This is a genomic window from Hydrogenoanaerobacterium saccharovorans, from assembly GCF_003814745.1.
Lineage (GTDB): Bacteria > Bacillota > Clostridia > Oscillospirales > Ruminococcaceae > Hydrogenoanaerobacterium > Hydrogenoanaerobacterium saccharovorans.
The window spans coordinates 423,261-444,419 of record NZ_RKRD01000002.1 but is presented as its reverse complement, the minus strand read 5'-3'; the positions used below and the strand labels follow the sequence as shown (position 1 = coordinate 444,419).

Annotated in this window: 20 protein-coding genes and 1 riboswitch; of the genes, 13 read left to right on the top strand and 7 right to left on the bottom strand. The window is 45.6% G+C overall.

The window, feature by feature from the left end; translation table 11 throughout:
* The first annotated feature begins 317 nt into the window (after positions 1-317).
* Positions 318-1,232, top strand: coding sequence for a homoserine O-acetyltransferase MetA (gene metA, locus EDD70_RS12225; RefSeq protein ID WP_092755727.1), 915 nt, complete (start codon positions 318-320; stop codon positions 1,230-1,232).
* Positions 1,233-1,245: 13 nt separating this feature from the next.
* Entirely contained in the window at positions 1,246-1,665 is a 420-nt protein-coding gene (locus EDD70_RS12220) for a DUF2500 domain-containing protein (RefSeq protein ID WP_092755725.1), read from the top strand.
* Positions 1,666-1,711: 46 nt separating this feature from the next.
* On the opposite strand, the gene EDD70_RS12215 is transcribed toward EDD70_RS12220, so the two are convergent.
* Together EDD70_RS12215 and EDD70_RS12210 are read right to left on the bottom strand one after the other, a co-directional pair.
* A complete protein-coding gene (locus tag EDD70_RS12215; RefSeq protein ID WP_242943164.1) occupies positions 1,712-2,638 on the bottom strand; it encodes a polysaccharide deacetylase family protein in 927 nt (308 codons plus the stop codon).
* A 64-nt stretch (positions 2,639-2,702) separates the two neighbouring features.
* Positions 2,703-3,293 (bottom strand): folate family ECF transporter S component, encoded by a 591-nt coding sequence (locus EDD70_RS12210; RefSeq protein WP_162840917.1) that lies wholly within the window; start codon positions 3,291-3,293, stop codon positions 2,703-2,705.
* Between the two features lie 70 nt (positions 3,294-3,363).
* A riboswitch (THF riboswitch) is annotated at positions 3,364-3,461 on the bottom strand.
* 187 nt (positions 3,462-3,648) lie between these two features.
* Here EDD70_RS12210 and EDD70_RS12205 point away from each other — a divergent pair.
* Both EDD70_RS12205 and EDD70_RS12200 read left to right on the top strand, forming a co-directional pair.
* Entirely contained in the window at positions 3,649-4,656 is a 1,008-nt protein-coding gene (locus tag EDD70_RS12205; RefSeq protein ID WP_092755721.1) for a sugar ABC transporter substrate-binding protein, read from the top strand.
* A gap of 20 nt (positions 4,657-4,676) precedes the next feature.
* A complete protein-coding gene (locus tag EDD70_RS12200) occupies positions 4,677-5,645 on the top strand; it encodes an ROK family protein (protein ID WP_092755719.1) in 969 nt (322 codons plus the stop codon).
* Between the two features lie 91 nt (positions 5,646-5,736).
* Here the strand turns inward: EDD70_RS12200 and EDD70_RS12195 are convergent, their stop codons facing one another.
* From EDD70_RS12195 to EDD70_RS12175, 5 genes are all read right to left on the bottom strand, one after another.
* Positions 5,737-6,405 (bottom strand): sigma-70 family RNA polymerase sigma factor, encoded by a 669-nt coding sequence (locus EDD70_RS12195; protein ID WP_242943163.1) that lies wholly within the window; start codon positions 6,403-6,405, stop codon positions 5,737-5,739.
* Entirely contained in the window at positions 6,398-6,844 is a 447-nt protein-coding gene (spoIIAB, locus tag EDD70_RS12190; protein ID WP_092755717.1) for an anti-sigma F factor, read from the bottom strand. Before spoIIAB ends, EDD70_RS12195 begins: the two co-directional genes overlap by 8 nt.
* Positions 6,841-7,161: an STAS domain-containing protein gene (locus EDD70_RS12185; protein ID WP_092755777.1), complete on the bottom strand. Its 321-nt coding sequence runs from the start codon at positions 7,159-7,161 to the stop codon at positions 6,841-6,843. Before EDD70_RS12185 ends, spoIIAB begins: the two co-directional genes overlap by 4 nt.
* Before the next feature lie 220 nt (positions 7,162-7,381).
* Entirely contained in the window at positions 7,382-8,680 is a 1,299-nt protein-coding gene (locus tag EDD70_RS12180; RefSeq protein WP_092755715.1) for a bifunctional folylpolyglutamate synthase/dihydrofolate synthase, read from the bottom strand.
* Positions 8,681-8,752: 72 nt separating this feature from the next.
* Positions 8,753-11,374, bottom strand: coding sequence for a valine--tRNA ligase (locus EDD70_RS12175; protein WP_092755713.1), 2,622 nt, complete (start codon positions 11,372-11,374; stop codon positions 8,753-8,755).
* Between the two features lie 377 nt (positions 11,375-11,751).
* On the opposite strand from EDD70_RS12175, the gene EDD70_RS12170 reads away from it, so the two are divergent.
* From EDD70_RS12170 to EDD70_RS12130, 9 genes are all read left to right on the top strand, one after another.
* Complete coding sequence (locus EDD70_RS12170) at positions 11,752-12,519, top strand: DeoR/GlpR family DNA-binding transcription regulator (RefSeq protein WP_092755711.1); 768 nt, start codon at positions 11,752-11,754, stop codon at positions 12,517-12,519.
* A gap of 249 nt (positions 12,520-12,768) precedes the next feature.
* On the top strand, positions 12,769-13,842 hold the full coding sequence (locus EDD70_RS12165) for a BMP family protein (RefSeq protein WP_092755709.1): 1,074 nt from the start codon (positions 12,769-12,771) through the stop codon (positions 13,840-13,842).
* A gap of 147 nt (positions 13,843-13,989) precedes the next feature.
* Positions 13,990-15,498, top strand: a complete 1,509-nt coding sequence (locus EDD70_RS12160) for an ABC transporter ATP-binding protein (RefSeq protein WP_205408615.1) — start codon at positions 13,990-13,992, stop codon at positions 15,496-15,498.
* On the top strand, positions 15,491-16,615 hold the full coding sequence (locus EDD70_RS12155; protein WP_092755707.1) for an ABC transporter permease: 1,125 nt from the start codon (positions 15,491-15,493) through the stop codon (positions 16,613-16,615). The genes EDD70_RS12160 and EDD70_RS12155 overlap by 8 nt, the downstream gene beginning before the upstream one ends.
* On the top strand, positions 16,605-17,519 hold the full coding sequence (locus tag EDD70_RS12150; RefSeq protein WP_092755705.1) for an ABC transporter permease: 915 nt from the start codon (positions 16,605-16,607) through the stop codon (positions 17,517-17,519). The genes EDD70_RS12155 and EDD70_RS12150 overlap by 11 nt, the downstream gene beginning before the upstream one ends.
* A gap of 81 nt (positions 17,520-17,600) precedes the next feature.
* Positions 17,601-18,341 (top strand): nucleoside phosphorylase, encoded by a 741-nt coding sequence (locus tag EDD70_RS12145; protein WP_092755703.1) that lies wholly within the window; start codon positions 17,601-17,603, stop codon positions 18,339-18,341.
* Positions 18,342-18,368: 27 nt separating this feature from the next.
* Positions 18,369-19,199, top strand: a complete 831-nt coding sequence (locus EDD70_RS12140) for a purine-nucleoside phosphorylase (RefSeq protein ID WP_092755701.1) — start codon at positions 18,369-18,371, stop codon at positions 19,197-19,199.
* 9 nt (positions 19,200-19,208) lie between these two features.
* On the top strand, positions 19,209-20,504 hold the full coding sequence (locus EDD70_RS12135; protein ID WP_092755699.1) for an amidohydrolase family protein: 1,296 nt from the start codon (positions 19,209-19,211) through the stop codon (positions 20,502-20,504).
* Between the two features lie 11 nt (positions 20,505-20,515).
* Entirely contained in the window at positions 20,516-21,157 is a 642-nt protein-coding gene (locus tag EDD70_RS12130; RefSeq protein WP_092755697.1) for a class II aldolase/adducin family protein, read from the top strand.
* Positions 21,158-21,159: the final 2 nt, after the last annotated feature.

Genomic DNA, 21,159 nt, shown 5'->3' with positions numbered 1-21,159 from the left:
AGTTTTTTCAACTTTTTTCTTTCGCTTTCGACGCTCTGCCTTTTTGACAGGAACTTTATCTTACCATAATCCAGAACGTTTGTCAACTGTTTTTTAACCTCTCGGTTCGCAAACCCGCTCACAGAGCCGTTCTTTTGTTCCTGCCCTCGCTGACAGCTTTATTATATTACCATAGCCCCTGGGGTTTGTCAACACTTTTTTGCATTTTCTTTTGACATTTTTTAAAGCCTGCTTTTTCTATTGAATTGCCGTGGTACGCCCATTATAATAAGAGTAGTTTTAACAAGACTCTATATTATATAGTAAGGAGCGCCGATATGCCGATTAATATTCCCGATTCTCTCCCTGCCAGCAGGATTCTGGAGCAGGAGAATATCTTTGTAATGAATGAGGCGCGAGCAGTGCATCAGGATATCCGCCCGTTGCGTATCGCAATACTCAATCTGATGCCGAAAAAAATTGAAACTGAAACGCAGCTGCTGCGCTTATTGAGTAACTCTCCGCTCCAGGTGGATGTGGAACTGCTGCTGACAGCAACCCATGCATCCAAAAATACACCAACCGAGCATCTGCTAAAGTTCTATAAGACATTTGATGATATAAAGGATCAGCGATTTGACGGCCTTATCATTACAGGCGCGCCTGTTGAACAAATGCGGTTCGAAGAAGTGGATTACTGGCCCGAACTCTGCGATATTATGCAGTGGAGCAAAACAAATGTGTACTCTACGTTTCACATCTGCTGGGGCGCACAGGCAGGCTTGTACTATCATTACGGCATCAACAAGCATCCTCTCGAATCTAAGATGTTTGGTATTTTCCATCATCACAATATCTGCCCCAAGCACCTGTTGATGCGCGGTTTTGACGAAGTGTTTGTTGCACCTCACTCGCGCCATACCGGTATCTCTCAAGAGGACATCACTTCTGAGCCGCGTTTGGAGCTGCTTTCTTATTCTGATGTCGCAGGTCCCTATCTGATTGCAAGCCGCGATAATCGGCAGATTTTCGTAACGGGGCATTCGGAATATGACCGAGATACTTTGCAAAGGGAATATACACGCGATATTGACAAGGGGTTAGCCATCGACGTTCCGGTAAATTACTTCCCCGATGATGACCCCTCCCGTACGGCTCCTTACCAGTGGCGCAGCCACGCACACTTATTATACAGCAACTGGCTGAACTATTTTGTTTACCAATCAACACCGTTTGACTTGGGTCAGCTTTAGAAAGGAGATCATTATGTTTGGTAATCCTTTTGACGGAGGCTTCGGTAGCCCGTTCATGGGGCCATCTTTTCTGTTCTCTATTATTCCTGTACTTGTCACCATTGTTTTTATAGTGGTAATTGTTATGATTATCATAAATGTGGTCAAAGGTATAATTCAGTGGAGCAAAAACAATGCATCTCCCGTTTTGACTGTGGATGCAAAAATTACCGGCAAGCGCACCGATACATCAGTGCGTCGGCACAACAGCCACAATAATATGGCTATGAACCATACTACCTCGTCTACTCGTTATTTTGTAACCTTTGAGGTAGAAAGCGGAGACCGCATGGAATTTTTGGTGGAGCCCCATGAATATGGTATGCTTGCAGAAGGCGATACAGGCAGACTAACCTTTCAAGGCACAAGATACAAAGGCTTTGTTCGTACTTAATCTGCATAAAAAAAGAGGGCGGAAATCATCCGTCCTCTTTTTACTATTATTTTGTTTTCTTTTGGCCAGACTTCGCCTTGTTTAGAATCATTTGCAAACTCGTACCGTGTGGGCGGTTAAACCGATTTAGGTGTTCCAACTGATTTTTATCTGTAATATAGTTAATTTTTTCTTGGCAAGTAAGCACTGCTTCAAAGCCCATTTCTTTTATAATAGGCAGTGCATCCTCGCAGATCTGCCCAAACGGATACGTAAATATTTTAGGGTATATGCCGAGATGCTCATTGCATTTCTCTTGCATTTGGCCAACATCTTTTGATAACGCCTTATGGTATGCAGCAACGCTTTCACTTTTTTTCTTCTTACAACCGTGCCTGCCGTCATTATACATATGCATGTTATAGGTATGATTGCCGATTTCGATAAGCCCGCTGCTCTGCATATCTTTCAGTTGTTCCCACGAGCTGTGAGAGTATCGAATATGGTGGTCATCGGTTTCAGAATACTCATCTGCATACTTACCTATCACCGATAGAATCACTTTGTAGCCGTATTCTTTTAATATCGGATAAGCATATTCGTGGAAACTCTCGTAGCCGTCATCAAACGTAATCATAATCGGGCGTTCGGGCAGAGGTTTCCCCTCATTTATATAAGCTATCAAATCCGCCATTGATATGGGTGTATAGCCGTTGTCTTTCATGTAATTCAAATCTTGGCGAAATTCATCGGGAGATATTGTATATTTGTTTAGTCTGGACTGTTCTTTGAGTATATGATGATACATCACAATGGGGAGTTCAATTTTGTTTTGCTGTTCCGCCTTTTCTTCTTCGCTTGCGGCCGACTCCGGCTCTGCATCTACAGCCATTGTTTTAAACGCTGTCTGCATTCCATAGATACATACCGAAAGAAGTGCCACCGATAAAATCAGAATCAAAGGCAGCATACAACGGTCTAGTAGATGTTTCAATTCACAATCACACCGTTTCAATCATAGTAATTCACTATATGAAACGGACAACAAAAAATATTCGCTAAATAAGCGGGATTCTCTTTTGAGACAGCTGCGGTATCAACCCGTGCTTGCCCATAACAGGCAGCATTATCTGCATAAACAAGATAAGCAGCAGCACTTCAAGCGGAAGCAAAAGCGTGTTTTTAATAATACTCTTTGCCATATAGTAATAATACCCTTTGCCGTAAAGAATCGCGCTCCATAAAGAGCCCAACCCCACATTGATAAATAAATTGATGCAAAGCTTGCATAAAAAAACACGAAATACCGTAATTTTTGCACGATAGAAAAATAGAGCATATACCAAACCGCTTAGTATAGAAGTAACTGTATAACCGGGGAAAAAACCGCCCGTTGGATGTATAAAATACCCCAGAATATCACTGGCAAAACCAGACAGCATACCAATAAACGGCCCGTAAATAAGCGAACCGATTGCCGGCACAAAAAAGCTGAAATAAATACGCAAATTGTCACCCAACGGAATAAAAAATGAGCTTACAACAATGCGGAGTCCCACAAACAATGCAGCAATTGTTAGTATGCGAAAGCTTTTCATCTCCTGCGCTGCGGTCTTCCAATAGCCAACAGATAAAGGTGTTTTGAACATAAAAAATCCTCCTCTAAATAAAAATAGTGTCACCATGTGCCACATAGAGGAAGACAAAGCCCCAGTATGTAGCAGCGGGATGCGACGTCTGTACCGCAAGGCATGCTTTTCGTCTGTTCGGCAACTCCCCGTCCGAACAGCACTTAACGCACAAACATCTACTCTGCTAATCAAAGGTATATTCAATTAGTAACTTTATTATATCACTGATGTTTTTCTCTTTCAAGTATCATGAAAAGAGAAAATTGTGCAATAATTGCAGTTTGCTCTCGACAATACGGCAGCAATATAATATTATAATAAAGAACAATTTGCGGCTTTTATAAATTTAATTACAGCGAGGAGTCTACTTAGCATGAACAAGTTTCTCACACTTATTTTGGCAGGTGCTCTGTGCCTGTCTCTTGGTTCCTGTAAAAAAAATGAGCCCTCTGCAAGCAGCAGCGGAAGTGGAGATGAGGGTACATCGGTTTACCGTATTGCTACCTTGTTACCAAAAGAAGATGAATATTCTGCACAAATAACTGCAGGTGCAAAAGCAGCTGTAGCCGATGCAGCGGCAGCGGTAACCTTTGATAATAAATACGTGGGTGATGGGGATGAAACCGAGTTGCTTTCGCAGCTGAGTACTTCTTACGATGCTTTGCTTGCATACCCCACAGAAGGCGAAGCTGCCCTTGCAGAACTAAGCCGCATACATGGCAAGGGGCTGCCTGTAGCAATTGTAGGTACAACCGTTGTAAAAAACGATTTTGCAGTCAGCGTATCGGGTTCCGACCAGTATAAACTGGGCGAAGCGGCAGGCATACAGGCTAAAAAATACATCGAAACCAAATTGAAAAATAAAGCTAGCATTGCGGTTTTAGAGCATAACGCAAAAAATCTTGCCGAGAGCACCTTGCGGATAAACGGTTTTCTTGACCAGATAAAAGAAATGAAAACCGTTACACTCGTCAGCGATATGGAAGCATCCACTGCTGAGGAAATTGCCGAGCAACTGGCAACATACTTTAAAGATGCGGGAGACAAAGCAGCAGATATTATTTACTGCACCAACGCGGATGCTGTAATTGCGGCGCACAACGCCATTATAAAAGCAGGGCGTAAGGGCAAAACTGTTGTATTCGGCGTAGGGGCACATAGCAGCGTTACCGATATTATAAAGAGCGGCGATAACACCATCGAGGCGGTTATTGTCCAAGATTATTGGAAAATGGGTTATAACTCTGTTATGGCTTTGCTGGATGCCGTGAAAAACGATTCGCAAACAGTAGGATATATCGAAGTAACTGAGCCTATAACGCTCTCTGCAGCAGACTCGGGTGCTTTAGAGCAATATATTAAAAAAATTTCACAGAAATAAAAACAGAAAAGAGGATTTTGATGAAGTATTCGATTGGTGTAGATCTTGGTGGTATGAGTATGAAAATTGGCGTTGTTGATGAAAATTACAATATCATTGCCACTGCAAAGCATGAAACCAACGTTGAGGGCGGTGCAGAAGTAATTGCCGCCGATATGGTAAAAACCATACAAGAAGCTGTGCAAAAAAGCGGGCTGACAATGGAGCAAATGGAATACTGCGGCATCGGTTCGCCCGGTACCGTTAACAAAAGCACCGGTTATGTAGAGTATTCCAACAACCTTCGTTTTTACAATGCCCCGTTTGCATCTTATATCGAGAAAGCAATCGGCAAAAAAGTATATATGGAAAACGACGCAAACGCGGCAGCATTGGGCGAAGCGCTGGCAGGTGCGGGCAACGGCTCTAAAAATGTTATTTGCATCACTTTGGGGACAGGCGTAGGTTCGGGTATTATTATAGACGGCAAAATTTTTTCGGGCACCAACTTTGCAGGCGGTGAGTTGGGGCACACCGTAATTGTGTACGGCGGAAGAGGTTGCACATGCGGGCGTAAGGGTTGCTTTGAGGCATATGCTTCTGCAACCGGTTTAATCAATATGACCAAAGAAGCTATGGAAAAAAATAAAGACAGCCTGATGTGGAAAATTTGCGATGGTAAAAAAGAAAATGCAAATGGCAAAACCGCATTTGATGCTATGCGTGCAGGGGATGCAAGCGGTAAAGCGGTTGTAGACGAATACCTCGGCTATCTCGGCTGCGGCATCACCAATGTTATCAATGCTTTTCAGCCCGAAATTCTCTGCATCGGCGGCGGTATTTCAAAAGAGGGCGATATTATTTTAAACCCGGTAAAAGCTTACGTTGAACGCGAGAGCTTTATCACCGAGTTTACAAACCCCAAACCTCAAATTGTTATAGCCAAGCTTGGCAACGATGCGGGTATTATTGGTGCGGCAATGCTGGGGCATGAAAATAATCGTGCGTAAATAACCTATAACATTTGATACTGCTAGGCTCTTTGCACATAAAAAGGTTCTGTGATTGATTTTATCACAGAACCTTTTTTATTCTTATTATTTATCCTGTTAACTCTTGCCGCAGCTGGGTAAGTATCTTTTTCTCCCGTCGAGAAACCTGCACTTGTGTCATCCCCAAAAGTTCGGCGGTTTGGGTTTGGGTTTTTCCGCCGAAATAGCGCAGAACAATCAGCTGCCTGTCGCCAGCCGCAAGCTGCCCCACCACTTGTTTGAGTGAGATGGAATCCGCCATTTCTTCTTCCGGTGAGTCGATAGGAATATCAATTTGTCCTCCGCCATCTTCTTCGCTTACCGTAAGCGAAATAGGCGGCGCTGCAGCCGAGATTGCTTCGGCTATTTCGGCAGGGTCCCGCTCTAGTAGTTCAGCCAGTTCACCAATGGAAGGTTCTCTGCCCTTTTTGGCGGTAAACTGCTCGCGCAAACGCATTGTTTTTAGCGACAGTTCTTTGAGCGTACGCGATACTTTTACACTGCCACCGTCGCGGAAAAGCCGTCGCATCTCACCTAAAATTACAGGTACGGCATAAGTAGAAAACCGCACGCCTCTGTTCCAGTCAAACGCATCAACTGCTTTTACCAAACCCATACAGCCTGCCTGAAACAAATCGTCGTATTCCATACCTCTGCCTTTAAACTTATGGGCACAGGCATGCACCAGCCCCATATTGCTTTCAATCATCTGCTCCCTTGTTACCATGCATTCAGGCATTCTTAGCTCCTTTGGACAACAGCTTTTTGGTAAGTACCACGCTTGTACCTCTTTCGGGCTTGGATGTTACCCGCACCTTATCCATAAAGCTCTGCATTACCGCAAACCCAAGGCCGGCTCGCTCGCCCGTTGTGCAGGTGGTAAACAGTGGTTCCATTGCCTGCTTAATATTGGGGATTCCGCAGCCTTTGTCGCGTATTTTAATGGTCAGAACATTGTCCTCATAAAGTTTTGCGTGTATGTATATCTGCCCGATTTGGTCTTTGTAGCCGTGTACAATACAGTTGGTAACAGCTTCGCTAACAGCAGTTTTAATGTCGGCAATTTCGTCAATGGTTGGGTCAAGCTGTGCCGCAAACGCAGAAACCGCCGCGCGTGCAAAACCCTCGTTCGCGCTTTTTCCGGGAATTTGCAGCTTCATTTCGTTGATTGTCTTCATTTTTTTGTTCCTCCGTCCATCACTGCAATTCTGTCCAATCCCGCCAGGCGCATCACGCGTTTTATCGGCGATGAGAGCCCCCTCAGCTCCAGTGTACAGCCGGTGCCCTCAATCAGCTTGTATCGGCCCATTACCAACCCAATTCCCGAGCTGTCCATAAACGTCACGCCTCGAAAATCAAGAATCACTTTGGTAGGCGAAATCCGCCCGATTGCCGCATCAATTTCGTCTCGCAGCTCTCCCGCGCTGTGGTGGTCAATTTCGCCCGTAAGGTATACCTCCACTACGCCGTCGTCTGTTTCTATGTTGATCGCCATTACGATTGCTCCTTTTGCTGTGAATTTTAAACATCTCGTTTTTGCATCGGCTTGTCCGATATTCCTGCAAAGCTCACTGCGCACGGGGATAAGTAAAGCGGTGCAGCAAAACTGTACAAAATACGAAATGCAGTTTGTCGCAAACAGAAAAAACTCCTTACCAAACATGATAAGGAGTTCTTTGTAAATTTTTACGCGAAATCTGTATGCAAAAACAAGCTTATTTTGTTGTTTTATGGTGGTTTGCCGTGTGCGCTAACAAAAGCGGGCGCACCTCTGCTGCAAGAAAGAGCGAACCACATACCACCAATGCATCTTGCTCGCCTAAGTTTTCCACCGCGAGTGCCGTTGCCTGTGGAATATTATTGCAGCTTTGCACGTCAGCGCAGTGCTGTTTTACAGCCAAAGCAAGCTGCTCGGCAGGCAAAGCACGCGGGCTTGGCGGGGTAACCGCGATAAACTTTGCGGCATGCCGCGCTATACGTGCAGATGAATCTTTCCAGTCTTTATCCGCAAGCATCCCCATAATTACCGTAATTTTATGCGTGCTCAACTGTTGCAACGCACATTCCAGTGCTTGCGTACCCGAAGGGTTGTGAGCACCGTCTAATACAATCAGCGGTTTGCGGCTGAGCACCTCCATCCGTGCAGGAAAGTGAGTGTTGCCAATGCCGTATACAATGTCGCTATCTTTGATGCCAAAACCTTGCAACCGCAACTGAATGCAAGTTTCTACCACTGTAACAGCATTGTAAATCTGGTGCTCACCCGCCAGCGACGGGTGCAGTTCCAACCCGCGGTAGCAAAAAACAGTATCAAATAATGTATGGTTCAACACTTCAATACTGTTCGCGTTGGGCTGCACTAAGGTGCTGCCTTTGATTGCACATTGTTCCATAATCACACTCAGTGCCGAAAGCTCCTGTACTGGGTAACATACGGTCACTCCGCCTTTGATAATCCCGCATTTTTCAAACGCAATCTGCTCGATGGTATCGCCAAGAATAGCGGTATGGTCTAAGCTGATTGACGTTATCACCTGAACCAACGGAGGAGCGATGACATTGGTGGCATCAAACCGCCCGCCAAGCCCCACTTCAAAGCAGACAATATCACAGCCTTGCCTTGCAAACCACTGCAAGGCTATTGCGGTAACAAGCTCGAACTCTATTGGTTCGCTGCCGTTTTTCCCCATCGCGTCGCAATGCTGCTTTACTTCAGCAGTGATTTCTGCCAGTTCCCGCTCAGAAATCATCATGCCATTTATCTGCATTCTTTCGCGAAAACACAATACAAACGGCGAAATATACAAGCCTGTCTTATACCCTGCATGGCGCAGAATATTTGCAGTCATCGTGGTGGTGCTGCCCTTTCCGTTTGTGCCTGCAATGTGCACAAATTTGAGTTTATTTTGCGGGTTGCCCATACGGTTTAACAGCTCTGTTATGTGCATCATTGTTGGTGCGCCGCTAAAACGTTTATGTGAATGGATGAATGCGAGTGACTCTTCATAAGTCATAAGAAGCCCCCTTACAAAAAAGGCAGGATGGCCGATGCCACCCCGCCTTACGGTTAACGTGTATTATTTTATTTACACCATAGCGCGAATACTTTCTTCGATCTTTGCATGACGCTCTTTCAGCTTATCCAGTTTTGCCTTTTCGGCCTCTACAACATTGGCAGGTGCTTTTGCCAAAAAGCCGGGGTTTTGCAACTTGCCTTCAAACATTGCCATGTCTTTTTCGCAGATTTTTTTCTCTTTCTCTAAGCGGGCAAGTTCTTTTTCTTTGTCAATCAGCTCGTCCATAGGGATGAATACACGTGCCGAATCGGTGATAACCTGCACTGCACCCTCGATGTTCTGCTTGTTGGCAATATTTACATGCGATGCAGACGCCAGACGTTCGATGAACAGTTTGCACTGCTCGAAGATTTCGCCAAAATCGGTCTCGATATAAACGGTTGCTTTTTTACTTGGTGGTACGTTCATTTCAGCACGACGAATTCGAATTGCCTTAATAACTGCCATAATACGCTCGAAGTCTTGCTCTTCCGCTTCAAAGTTAAGCTCCTCTTTGTATTCGGGCCAGTTTGCCACCATAATGCTCTCGCAATCGTTGGGCAATGCCTGCCAAATTTCTTCCGTAATAAACGGCATAAACGGGTGCAGAAGTTTCAACGTACCTGTCATGATGGTAACAAGCACCTTTTGTGCATCTTTGGCGGTTTCGCCGCCCTCTTGTATGCGCGACTTAGTAAGTTCAATGTACCAGTCACACATAATATCCCAAATAAAATCGTAAAGCTTTTGTACTGCAATACCTAGTTCGTATTTGTCGAGGTTTTCAGTGACATCTTTTGCGAGTGTGTTGAACTTGCTAAGTACCCACTTATCCTCAATGTTGAGTTCCTGCGGCAGTTCGGGCTTTGTAATCTCGTCCGAAAGGTTCATCAAAATAAAACGTGTTGCATTCCACAGCTTATTGGCAAAGTTGCGGCTTGCTTTTACCTTTTCTTCCGAGAAGCGCATATCGTTGCCCGGGCTGTTGCCTGTTGCAAGCATAAAGCGCAGTGCATCCGCACCGTATTCATCAATTATTATAAGTGGGTCGATGCCGTTGCCAAGCGACTTGCTCATTTTACGCCCTTGCGCGTCACGTACAATGCCATGGATAAACACAGTATCAAACGGTACTTCGTTCATCTGCTCAACACCCGAGAACATCATACGGGCAACCCAGAAGAAGATGATATCGTAACCGGTAACCAATACATTTGTGGGGTAAAAATAATCCAGTTCGGGTGTTTTATCCGGCCAGCCAAGCGTAGAAAACGGCCACAGTGCCGAAGAAAACCATGTATCCAGTGTGTCGGGGTCTTGCGTCAGCTTATGGCTGCCGCATTTCGGGCAGGTATCGGGTGCTTCGCCCGCAACCACCAGTTCACCGCAGTCATCACAATAGTAAGCGGGGATACGATGCCCCCACCAAAGCTGACGAGAAATGCACCAGTCTTTAATGTTTTCCATCCAATGGAAGTAAATTTTATCAAACCGTTCGGGGATAAACTTGGTCTCGCCGTCACGCACTGCTTTGCAAGCGGGTTTTGCAAGCGGCTCCATTTTTACAAACCACTGTTTCGAAACACGAGGCTCTACCACCGTTGCACAACGGTAACAGGTGCCCACATTGTGGGTGTAATCTTCGGTGCGAACCAGGTAACCGCCTGCTTCCAAATCGGCAACTATCGCCTTGCGTGCAGCGGCTCTGTTCATACCCGAGTATTTGCCCCAGCCTTCTTCAATGTGCGCATCAGGGGTGAGGATATTTACAACGGGCAAATTGTGGCGGATGCCAACTTCAAAGTCATTAGGGTCGTGCGCAGGGGTGATTTTTACAACACCGGTACCAAAATCCATCTCCACGTAGTTGTCTGCCACTATAGGGATCTCTTTGTTAACCAGAGGCAGAATAACAGTTTTACCCACCAAATCTTTATAACGTTCGTCATCGGGATGAACCGCCAGTGCGGTATCGCCCAGCATGGTTTCGGGGCGGGTGGTGGCAACCTCAAGGTAACCATCACCATGTGCAATAGGATAACGGATGTGCCAGAACGAGCCTGCTTTTTCCTCGTACTCCACCTCTGCCTCTGAAATAGAAGTAAGGCAGTGCGGGCACCAGTTAATGATACGCTCGCCGCGATAGATAAGCCCTTTATCGTACAGTTTTAAGAATACCTCTTTTACTGCTTTGGAACAGCCCTCGTCCATAGTAAAACGTTCGCGCTCCCAGTCACAGGATGAGCCCAGTTTTTTGAGCTGATCCACAATTCTGCCGCCGTAAGTATTCTTCCATTCCCACGCGCGTTCTAAAAATTTATCTCTGCCAAGGTCGTCTTTCGAGAGCCCTTCTTTGCGCATTGCCTCAACAATTTTAGCCTCGGTCGCAATGGACGCATGGTCGGTTCCGGGCACCCAAAGCGCCTCAAAACCCTGCATACGCTTCCAGCGGATGAGAATGTCCTGCAATGTATTATCGAGCGCATGCCCCATATGCAGCTGGCCTGTAATATTGGGCGGGGGCATAACGATTGTAAACGGTTTTTTATCGTGGTTCACCTCGGCATGAAAGTAGCCGCCATCCAACCAAAATTGATACGTGCGGTCTTCCACCTGCTTGGGGTCGTAAACTTTTTCGAGTTCTTTTCTCATTGTTTTCCTCCTGTGCGGTCAGTCAGCCATGTAATAGACCTATATGCCGCAGTAATGTACCCATGTAGCGGGATTCCACTCCCGCGGGCAGTTCGGGCAGTACTGCTAATACGCCTTTTCATCTGCTCGAAAGGTGACAGGCGTGCAAAATGGTTAACATTTATTATATCTGTTTTACCTTACAATATCAAGTATACATTGGCACAGAAAACCAATCGTTTTATTTTGCTTATTGGGATGCTGTGAGGTTTGTACTGCACAATTGTATACAAAAATTTTCAAGTACTTGACAAAATATTTGTTGTTCGAGTATGATAATGAAAAACCCCCATTTTTGTGGAATGTTGTGGAATTCAAAATATTAGGAGGCTTTTGCGATGCTTTCATTGCAACGACGCAACGAAATCAAAAACATTATTCTTGAAAAAAAGACCATTACGGTTGCAGAAATCGCCAAACGTTTTGATGTAAGCAACGAAACTGTCCGCCGCGATTTTGAAGCTCTGGAGGAAGTGGGATTTCTCACTAAAACCTATGGCGGAGCCATTTTGCAAAATAAAGTAAAAACGCAGGTAGCACATCAAGTGCTCGAAAACCTGTTTGTGGAAGAAAAGCAGCGTATTGCGCGCAAGTGTGCCGAGATGATCCACCCCGGTGAATGCATTTTTATCGATTTTTCTACCACAGCATTCCACATATGCAACGAAATTGAACATATGGATATCACGGTAATGACCAATTCACATAATGTTGTTCATCGCCTTTCGGGTATAACAAACCTCAGCTTGCTGTGCACCGGCGGCAACTTGGACAACACCACCTACAGCTTTTTCGGACGAAACGCTGTCAAGTTTCTCTCCAGCTACCATCTCGACACCGCGTTTGTATCCTGTTGTACCATGAGTATGGAAAAAGGCTTAAGCGACCGTAACGAAGAAGAAGCCGAAATGCGCCGAACTGTAATTGAAAACGCCGACCGGGTTATTTTGGTTGTTGACCATACAAAGCTTGACCGTATCTCGTTTATACATACATGTGATTTTGAGCATATTAATGCGGTTGTTACCGATAAAGAATTAAGCGAGAGTTGGCGGGCCTTTTTTAAACAAAAGAAAATTGCGGTATACGAGTGTACCGACAGTTGAAGTAAAACAGACAGATAGATTTCTGTCTGTTTTTTTGTTTATACCCCAATTAGTCATACATCATATTAATATCGGTTTTGTACAAAATGCCAATATCACCACCTCAAAACCAAACAAAACTACAAAATTCATTTACAAAACCAAAAAACTATTGCAAAATACCACACAAATGATATTATGAAGTTACCAAAATTATTTGAAAAGTGGTAAAAGTACACAAATGTCGGTAATTTTAAGGAGGAACACAAAATGAAGAAATTTCTTGCACTGATTCTCGCATTAGCCATGCTGGCAACCGTATTCGCCGGTTGTGCTGCAAAACCCGCAGAATCTACCGCACCCGAGTCTTCGGCAGAAACTACTCCTGATGCAAGCAAGGCACCTGCAGGTAAAGACCCAAAGGATATGAAAATAATTTTGATCTGTGACAAAATCGGCACAAACCCGTTTTTAACCCAAATGCAAACCGGTCTCCAAAATATGAAAACCAAGTACGGCATGTCCACCTCCATTGTTGAATGTGCCGATGCATCGGTATGGGAAGATAACATTCGTGCCGCTGTTCAAGAGCAGAACGACCTTATTATCGTGGCAGGCGGACAGGGTGCAGACCCCGTTAATGCGGTTGCCTCCGAGTTCCCCGATGATGCTACCTATGTTTTGGTAGACGTTGAAACGGACAGCCCCAATGTAAAATCCATCACATTTAAAGAACAAGAGGGCGCATACCTCATTGGTATGATTGCAGGTTTGGTAAACAAAACCGATAAATTTGGTGCTATACACGCAAACGAAGGCCAAAGCTCTTACAAATGGCGCTGGGGCTATATGGAAGGCGTTAAGTCGGTTCGCCCCAATGCCGAGTTTATGTTCAACTACACCAACTCTTATACCGATGCTGCAAAAGCAAAAGAGTTTGCTTTGCAACAGGCTGCGGCAGGCTGCGGATTTATCAATGCAGCTTCTGCAGTAGCAGATTTCGGCACCTTTGAGGCTGCTTTAGAGAAAGGCTTCTATACCTCCGGGCAGGATGAAGACAGAACTTCTCCCGATAACAAATACATTATCACCACTCAAATCAAAGATACCGCAGTGGTTATTGAGAAGATTGTTACCGAGTTTGTAGAGGGCAAGCTTACCATGGAGCCAGAAACCTACGGCGTAAAAGAAAATGTAATTGGCGCACTTTACATTACCAAAGACGGTAAAAATCCTATCCAATCTGAAGTTCTTACCGACGAGATTGTGGCTAAGGTTAAAGAAGCGGCTGATAAAATTGCAAAAGGCGAGATCGTATTGGAAGTTCCTATGGAGGGTAAATAAACCTCTCGATCTGACAAAGCAATAGATTTATGTTGGAACGAAGAGGCGGAGAATGATAAAACAATCCGTCTCTTCGTCTTTTTTAACGTTTTTACTGTTTCGTTCCCACCGGCGGACGCAATGCTATTACGAAGGGGCTTGATTAGTATGTTATTGGAAATGAAAGGCATCACCAAGCAGTATGGCTCGGTGCTGGCGAACGACAGCATCAACCTTACGCTAGAGAAGGGCGAAATTCTTGCTGTGGTTGGTGAAAACGGCGCCGGCAAATCTACCTTGATGAAAATATTATACGGACTTGAGCAACCAACCTGCGGCGAAGTTTACTTAAACGGTAAACAACAGTCATTCCGTTCTCCGCACGATGCGATTCGCGCCGGCATTGGTATGGTGCAGCAGCACTTTATGCTATTTTCAGAGTTTACGGTTGCTGAAAACATCGTTTACGGCAACGAGCCTAAAAAAAACTCACTGTTTTTTAACCGCAGCGCGGCTGACAAACTGGTTCAAGAGCTCAGTAAAAAATATCTTTTGGACGTTGACCCGCGCGCAAAAATAAAAAACTGCCCTGTAGGATTGCAGCAGCGTGTAGAAATACTTAAAATTCTGTATCAAAATGCAGATATCATCATTTTAGATGAACCCTCGGCGGTGCTTACCCCGCAGGAGGTCAGCGATTTGCTCAAAACAATGAAAAAGCTGGCATCCATGGGTAAAAGCATCATTATTATCACGCATAAATTACATGAGGTTATGGATGCCTCTGACCGCGTTATGGTAATGCGTTCGGGCAAATTTGTAAAAGAGACAAAAACGTCTGAAACCAGCATTGAGGAGCTTTCGTTCCTTATGGTTGGCAGAAGAATTATTGATAAAGAGGTGCCGGAGCAGCCTACAACAGGCAATGTGCTTACGGTAACAGATTTACGTCTTACCGACAAGCAAGGTAAAAAATGCTTGGATGGGCTTTCGATGCATGTAGACGCAGGCGAAATTGTAGGCATCGCAGGTGTATCGGGCAACGGGCAGTCGGAACTGATTGAGTGCATCACCGGGCTGAATAAAGCGGATGCAGGAGAAATCACGCTGCTTGAAAAAGACATTGTCAAAAGTTCGGTGAGCAAAATCCGTGATTTGGGCTGCGCATGCATCCCCGAAGACCGTTATAAATACGGCTGTGCCAAAGATGCCAACATGACTGAAACGGCGCTGATGGCACATCAATACAAACCCCGATTTTCAAAACACGGAATATTAAAAAATAATATCATTCGTAATTATGTAACCGAACTTTTGCAACGGTACGACGTTAAATACAGCGGTTTATTTCAAAAAGCGGGCGAGCTTTCGGGCGGCAACATACAAAAGCTGATTGTAGCCCGCGAAATAGAACAAAACACCCCTTTGCTGATTGCCGCAGAGCCTACCCGCGGTGTAGATATTGGTGCAATGGAATTTATACACGGCAAATTGCTTGAAAAGCGCGCAAACGGCGGCGCAATTTTACTGGTATCTTCGGAGCTTTCTGAAATTATGGAGCTTTGCGACCGTATCTATACTATTTTTGACGGTAAAATCAACGGCGAATTTACGAAAGCAGAAGCTACCGAAGAAAAGCTGGGGCTGCTGATGATGGGAGGTAAGCAGGATGCTTAAAAACAACAAACACGCAGATACAGCAAAACTGTGGCTGAAATCCTCGATAAACGAACTGGGGCAGCCTTTGTTCGCAATTGCTGCCGGTATGCTCATCGGTGCAATTATTATATTGGCGATGGGCGAAAGCATATTCGAAATTTACGGTGCCATGTTTCAAGGCGGGTTCGGCACAAGCTTTTATTTTTTAGCTACTCTTACCCGTGCAATCCCAATCATCCTATGCGGTTTGGGCGCGGCATTTGCTTGGCGTGCAGGTTACATTAACATCGGCGGCGAGGGGCAGCTGATTTTTGGTGGATTTGTCACCGCAGTTTCGGCATTGTATCTGCCTTTTCGCGGTGTAATCGGTGCTGTCATCGCAATTGCATTGGGTATGCTGGCGGGCGGTTTGTACGCGCTGCTTGCTGCATGGCTGGATGACCGTTTCGGTGTAATCCTTGTTATCTCTACACTGATGTTCAATTACATCGCGAATTACATCACCTACTATTTTGTCTCGTTTCCGCTCAAGGACAATACCGGCGATGGTTTGGTTGCAAAAACCCTCACCATCGACAAATCCATGTGGATTCCCCGCCTTGGTATCGTAAAAGGCAGTACCTTTCATTATGGCTTTTTTCTCGCAATCCTTGTTATGGTTATCATTCTTTTTATCATTAAAAAAACCACCTTTGGCTACGAAAGCCGTATGGGGGGGTTGAATAAATGCTTTGCCGAATATGGCGGCGTAAAGCGCACCAAGGTCATGTTTATTACCATGTTCTGCTCGGGCGCAATTTGTGCCTTCGGTGGCTCGATTGAAGTACTGGGCTTAAAGCATGTGTATATGCACGATATGCTGCGAAGCCCCAGCTATGCCTGGACAGGGTTGATGGCAGCACTGATTGCAAACTTAAACCCCATTGGTACGGTGATTTGCGCAATTTTTCTCGCCGGTATTCAAACGGGCGGTGCCGCAATCGAGCGATCCACCAATGTGCCGTTGGAGATTACAATGGTAATTCAGGCAGTCATTACCCTGTTGGTTTCTGCTAAACTGCTCAACCATGCCATCAAGGTGCGAAAAGTAAAGCTTACCCAATCCGCAGAGGGAGGTGCCCAGAATGAACATTGATTTTGAGTATATTGCAGTGGTCATCAACTCCACCATTCGTATGATGACGCCGGTACTTTATGCGGCACTTGGTTCTGCTATCTGCAGCAAGGTGTGGGTATTTAACATTGCCTTAGAGGGGCAGATGCTCACAGGTGCATTTATGGCAATTGTCATCAATTATTATACGGGCAGTGTGCTGCTATCGGTACTTGGGGCTGCACTCTCCGGCATGCTGGTAGCCCTGATTGTAGGTATTTTGCAGGTGAAATTTCGTGCAAGCGATATGGTTGTAGGTACCTCCATCAACTTGCTGATGCTTGGTGCGACAACGTTTTTGCTCTATGTTATTTTCGGTGTAAAAGGCGTATTTACCGACCCTCGCCTCAAAGGGCTGCCCAAAATAGAGCTGCCTATTATCAAAGATATCCCCTTTATCGGCACTATGTTCGCAAGGCTTACTTTTCTTGATTATTTCGCAATTATTATGGCTGTCCTTTTGTATATCTACCTGTTTAAAACGGTAAGCGGGTTCCGTCTGCAAGCCGTAGGCATCAACAAACAGGCTGTAAATTCGTTGGGCATCAATGCCGACCGTACTCAAATCTGTGCTGTTGTTTTTTCCGGTTTGCTCTGCGGTTTGGGCGGAGTACTGCTCACTCTCGGTCAGGTTACACTGTATACCGAAAATGTAACAGCAGGGCGCGGCTTTTTTGCAATGGCTGCCGCCAACCTCGGGGGTTCTCATCCCATTGGTGTGGTCATCTCAAGCTTTTTCTTTGGCTTTGCAGAGGCAATCGGCAATGCTTTGCAGGGTACTGCAATCAAAAGCCAGCTCACCATGGCACTGCCGTATATTGTTACCATCATTGCACTTGTTTTCTCAAGCAACAAATTCCGCAAACGTGCACGCGTATTAAAATAACAAAAATTATAAACCACAGTACCTTAACCGTATTTTAACTATCAATAGGCGATAAAAAACATTATCAGTAAGGAGAAGCTTATGTCTGAACAGAAAAAGTTCCCCTGTATCCAAGTAGCGGCGGGCGAGATTCACCCGCGTGTTATCACCTGCGGCGACCCTGCCCGTGCAGAACGCATTGCGGGCATGCTCGCTAACAGCAAATGCCTTGCCAAAAACCGCGAATACTGGACGTATATCGGCGAATACAAGGGCGTTCCTGTCACAATTACCTCACATGGCGTGGGCTGCGGCGGCGCCGCCATTGCATTTGAAAGTTTATGGCGCGCAGGGGCAAAAGTGATTATTCGTGTTGGTACCTGCGGCGGTATGCAGCCTGAGGTAACAGCGGGCAGCATTGTTGTTGCAACGGCAGCCTGCCGCGAAGAGGGCGTTACCGAAAAGATGATTCCCCTCTCTTACCCCGCAATTGCGGATACCGATGTGGTGTGTGCTCTACTCAACAGCGCAGAACAAAACGGCGTTGATGTGCATAAGGGCATTGTTCTTACTCAGGCTTTGTTTTACCCGAGCTTTATCGAATCAACTGTAAAACTGTATGCAAAAGCAGGCGTAAAAGCAATGGAAAACGAAGTGGCAAGCCTGTTGGTAGTTTCTTCGCTGCACGGCGTTAAAGCTGGGGCAATCATTGCAGCCGATGCACCCGCATTTGAGTTGGTGGGTGTAGAGGGTTATGAACCCGATACCGATAAGGTAAAAAAAGCGGTAGAAGACCAAATAAAAATTGCATTGGATGCTATTATTGCGGTAAAATTGGATTAAACATAATTTCAGAAAGGATGAACTGATTTGCAAAAGTATACTTATGAATTTTATAAAGAGAGCGCTGATTATATTTTAAGCAAAATTCCTCACAAACCGGAGGTTGCCTTAATATTAGGCTCTTCCCTCGGCTCGCTGGCAGACGAAATTGAAGACCAGATTGTGATTGACTACAAAGACATCCCCAATTTTCTTGTTTCCACAGTGGAATCTCATGCAAGTAAACTGATTTTCGGCAAACTTGCAGGCAAATACGTGGTTTGTATGTCCGGCCGCTTCCATTATTACGAGGGGTACGACTTTGAACAGCTCGCCGCGCCCATCCGTGTATTCAAACTAATCGGCGTACAAAAAACCATCCTCACCAACGCCGCAGGTGCCGTCAACAAGGCTTATAAGGTGGGCGATATTATGATTATCAACGACCACATCAAGCTGATGGGTGCAAGCCCGATGAGAGGGCCAAACATCCCCGAATTTGGCCTGCGCTTTTTCGATACATGTGAAATGTACACCCCCTCCCTACGCAAACTTGCTATGGATTGTGCAAAAAAACTGGGACAAGAATACCGCATGCATGACGGTGTATACTTCTTTTGGATGGGGCCGCAATTTGAAACCCCGGCTGAAATTCGCGCCATTCGTACCTTAGGCGGCGATGCAGTGGGTATGTCCACTGTCACGGAGGCACTCACAGCGGCGCACTGCGGCATGGATTTGCTTGCACTGTCGCTGATGACCAACATGGCGGCGGGCGTTCTTCCGCAGAAGCTTTCGGGTGAAGAGGTTTCCATTGCTGCTCACGATGCATCGGGGCGCTTTAAAGAGCTTCTTCGCGAAATTATAAAAGAAATGTAGGTGCTTGCTATGCTTTTTAAAAATATTACTGTAATTGATGAAAATTACGAAGCACAAGAGCATCTTAACGTTGTTACCGAAGGCAAAAAGATTACCTATATCGGCAAAGAAATGCCTGAAAATTATAACGGCGAAATCTACGACGGTAACAATAAAGTGGCAATGCCAGGCTTTTTCAACATTCACTGCCATGTACCCATGACACTTATTCGCGGCTACGGCGAAGGGCTGCCCTTGCATCGCTGGCTCACCGAGCGCATGTTCCCGTTTGAGGCGCTGCTCACCCCTGAGGATATGTACTGGGGCAGTTTGCTGGGTATGGCAGAAATGATTGCAAGCGGTGCTGTGTCGTTTACCGATATGTACATGGAGATGGACGGCATCTCCAAAGCGGTAGAAGAGGCAGGTATGAAAGCCAATTTATCTCACGGCTGTTCTGCCTTCAGCGATGACGTGCATTTCACCGACATCAACGGTTATAAAGGCATTCACTATCTGATGGATTATGTTAAAAATGCAAATCACGACCGTATTATCGGTGATGCCTCTCTTCATGCAGAATACACGTCCACCGAAACATTGGTGCGTGAAATTGCAGAATTCGCTAAAGAAAATCATCTTCATATGCATACGCATATCTCCGAAACACAAAAAGAGCACAACGAGTGCAAACAACGCCGCGGCGGGCTTACACCCATACAGTTTTTTAACAAGTGCGGTGTATTTGATGTACCCGCCACTGCGGCGCACTGTGTTTGGATTGAAGGAGAAGACTTTGATATTATGGCACAAAAGGGCGTTACCGCCTGCCACTGCCCTTCGAGCAATTTAAAACTCGGCAGTGGCATTGCCCCTGTAAAAAAGATGCTTGAAAAAGGCATCCGCGTGGGTATCGGTACCGATGGTGCGGCAAGCAATAATAACCTTAATTCATTGGAAGAAGTCAATCTCGCATCCATCTTGCAAAAAGGTGCCAACAACGACCCGCTGTTTTTAGGCCCCAAACAATTGCTGGAGCTGGCATGCAGAAACGGTGCGCTTTCTCAAGGCAGAGCCGACTGCGGCAGCATCAAAATGGGTAACCGTGCGGATATTGTCATCTACGACCTTGACAAACCGCATTTGCAGCCCGTGTTTGACGTGCTCTCCAACATCATGTATTCAGCACAGTCCAATGATATTTGCCTTTCGATGATTGACGGTAATATCGTTTACAAAAACGGTGTATTCACCGATATCGACCTTGAAAAAGTGATGTTCCACGCAAACCGCATTAAAGAAGAGAAATTAGCGCAATTGAAATGAGGATGCAGCCAATGACGATATTAGAAATGAAACAAGCTGTTTTGGATTATTCCAAACAATCGTACGAAGAAAAACTGTTTGCAGGCACCAGCGGTAATCTGAGCATGCGCGACCCGGAAACCGGTCTGGTTGCCATCACCCCCGGCTCGATTGCGTACCCCACTATGACTATTGACGACGTTATGGTGATTACCCTTGACGGCAAAATTGTCGAAGGGTTCCACAATCCGTCCTCCGAGTGGAAGATGCACACCGAAATTTACAAAAACCGTAACGATGTGCACGCTGTGGTACATACGCATTCCCCCTATGCAACCGGTTTTGCCGTCACCCACGACAGAATTCCTGTCATCCTGATTGAAATGATGTTTTTTCTGTACGGCGATGTGCCGGTTGCAGAGTACCGTATACCCGGCTCGGCAGAACTGGGGACAGAGGCGCTGAAAGTGCTGCACAACCGCACCGCTTGTCTGCTTGCCAATCATGGCGTACTTGCCATCGGCCCCAACCTAGACAGAGCACACATCCGCGCTGTTTATACAGAAGATGCAGCCAAAATTTGCACCCAAGCCAAAATCATCGGCACCGTTCACGAAATGTCGAAAGATGAGCAAAATAAAATGCGCCGTAAAATGGGTATACCCGAAGAATAATT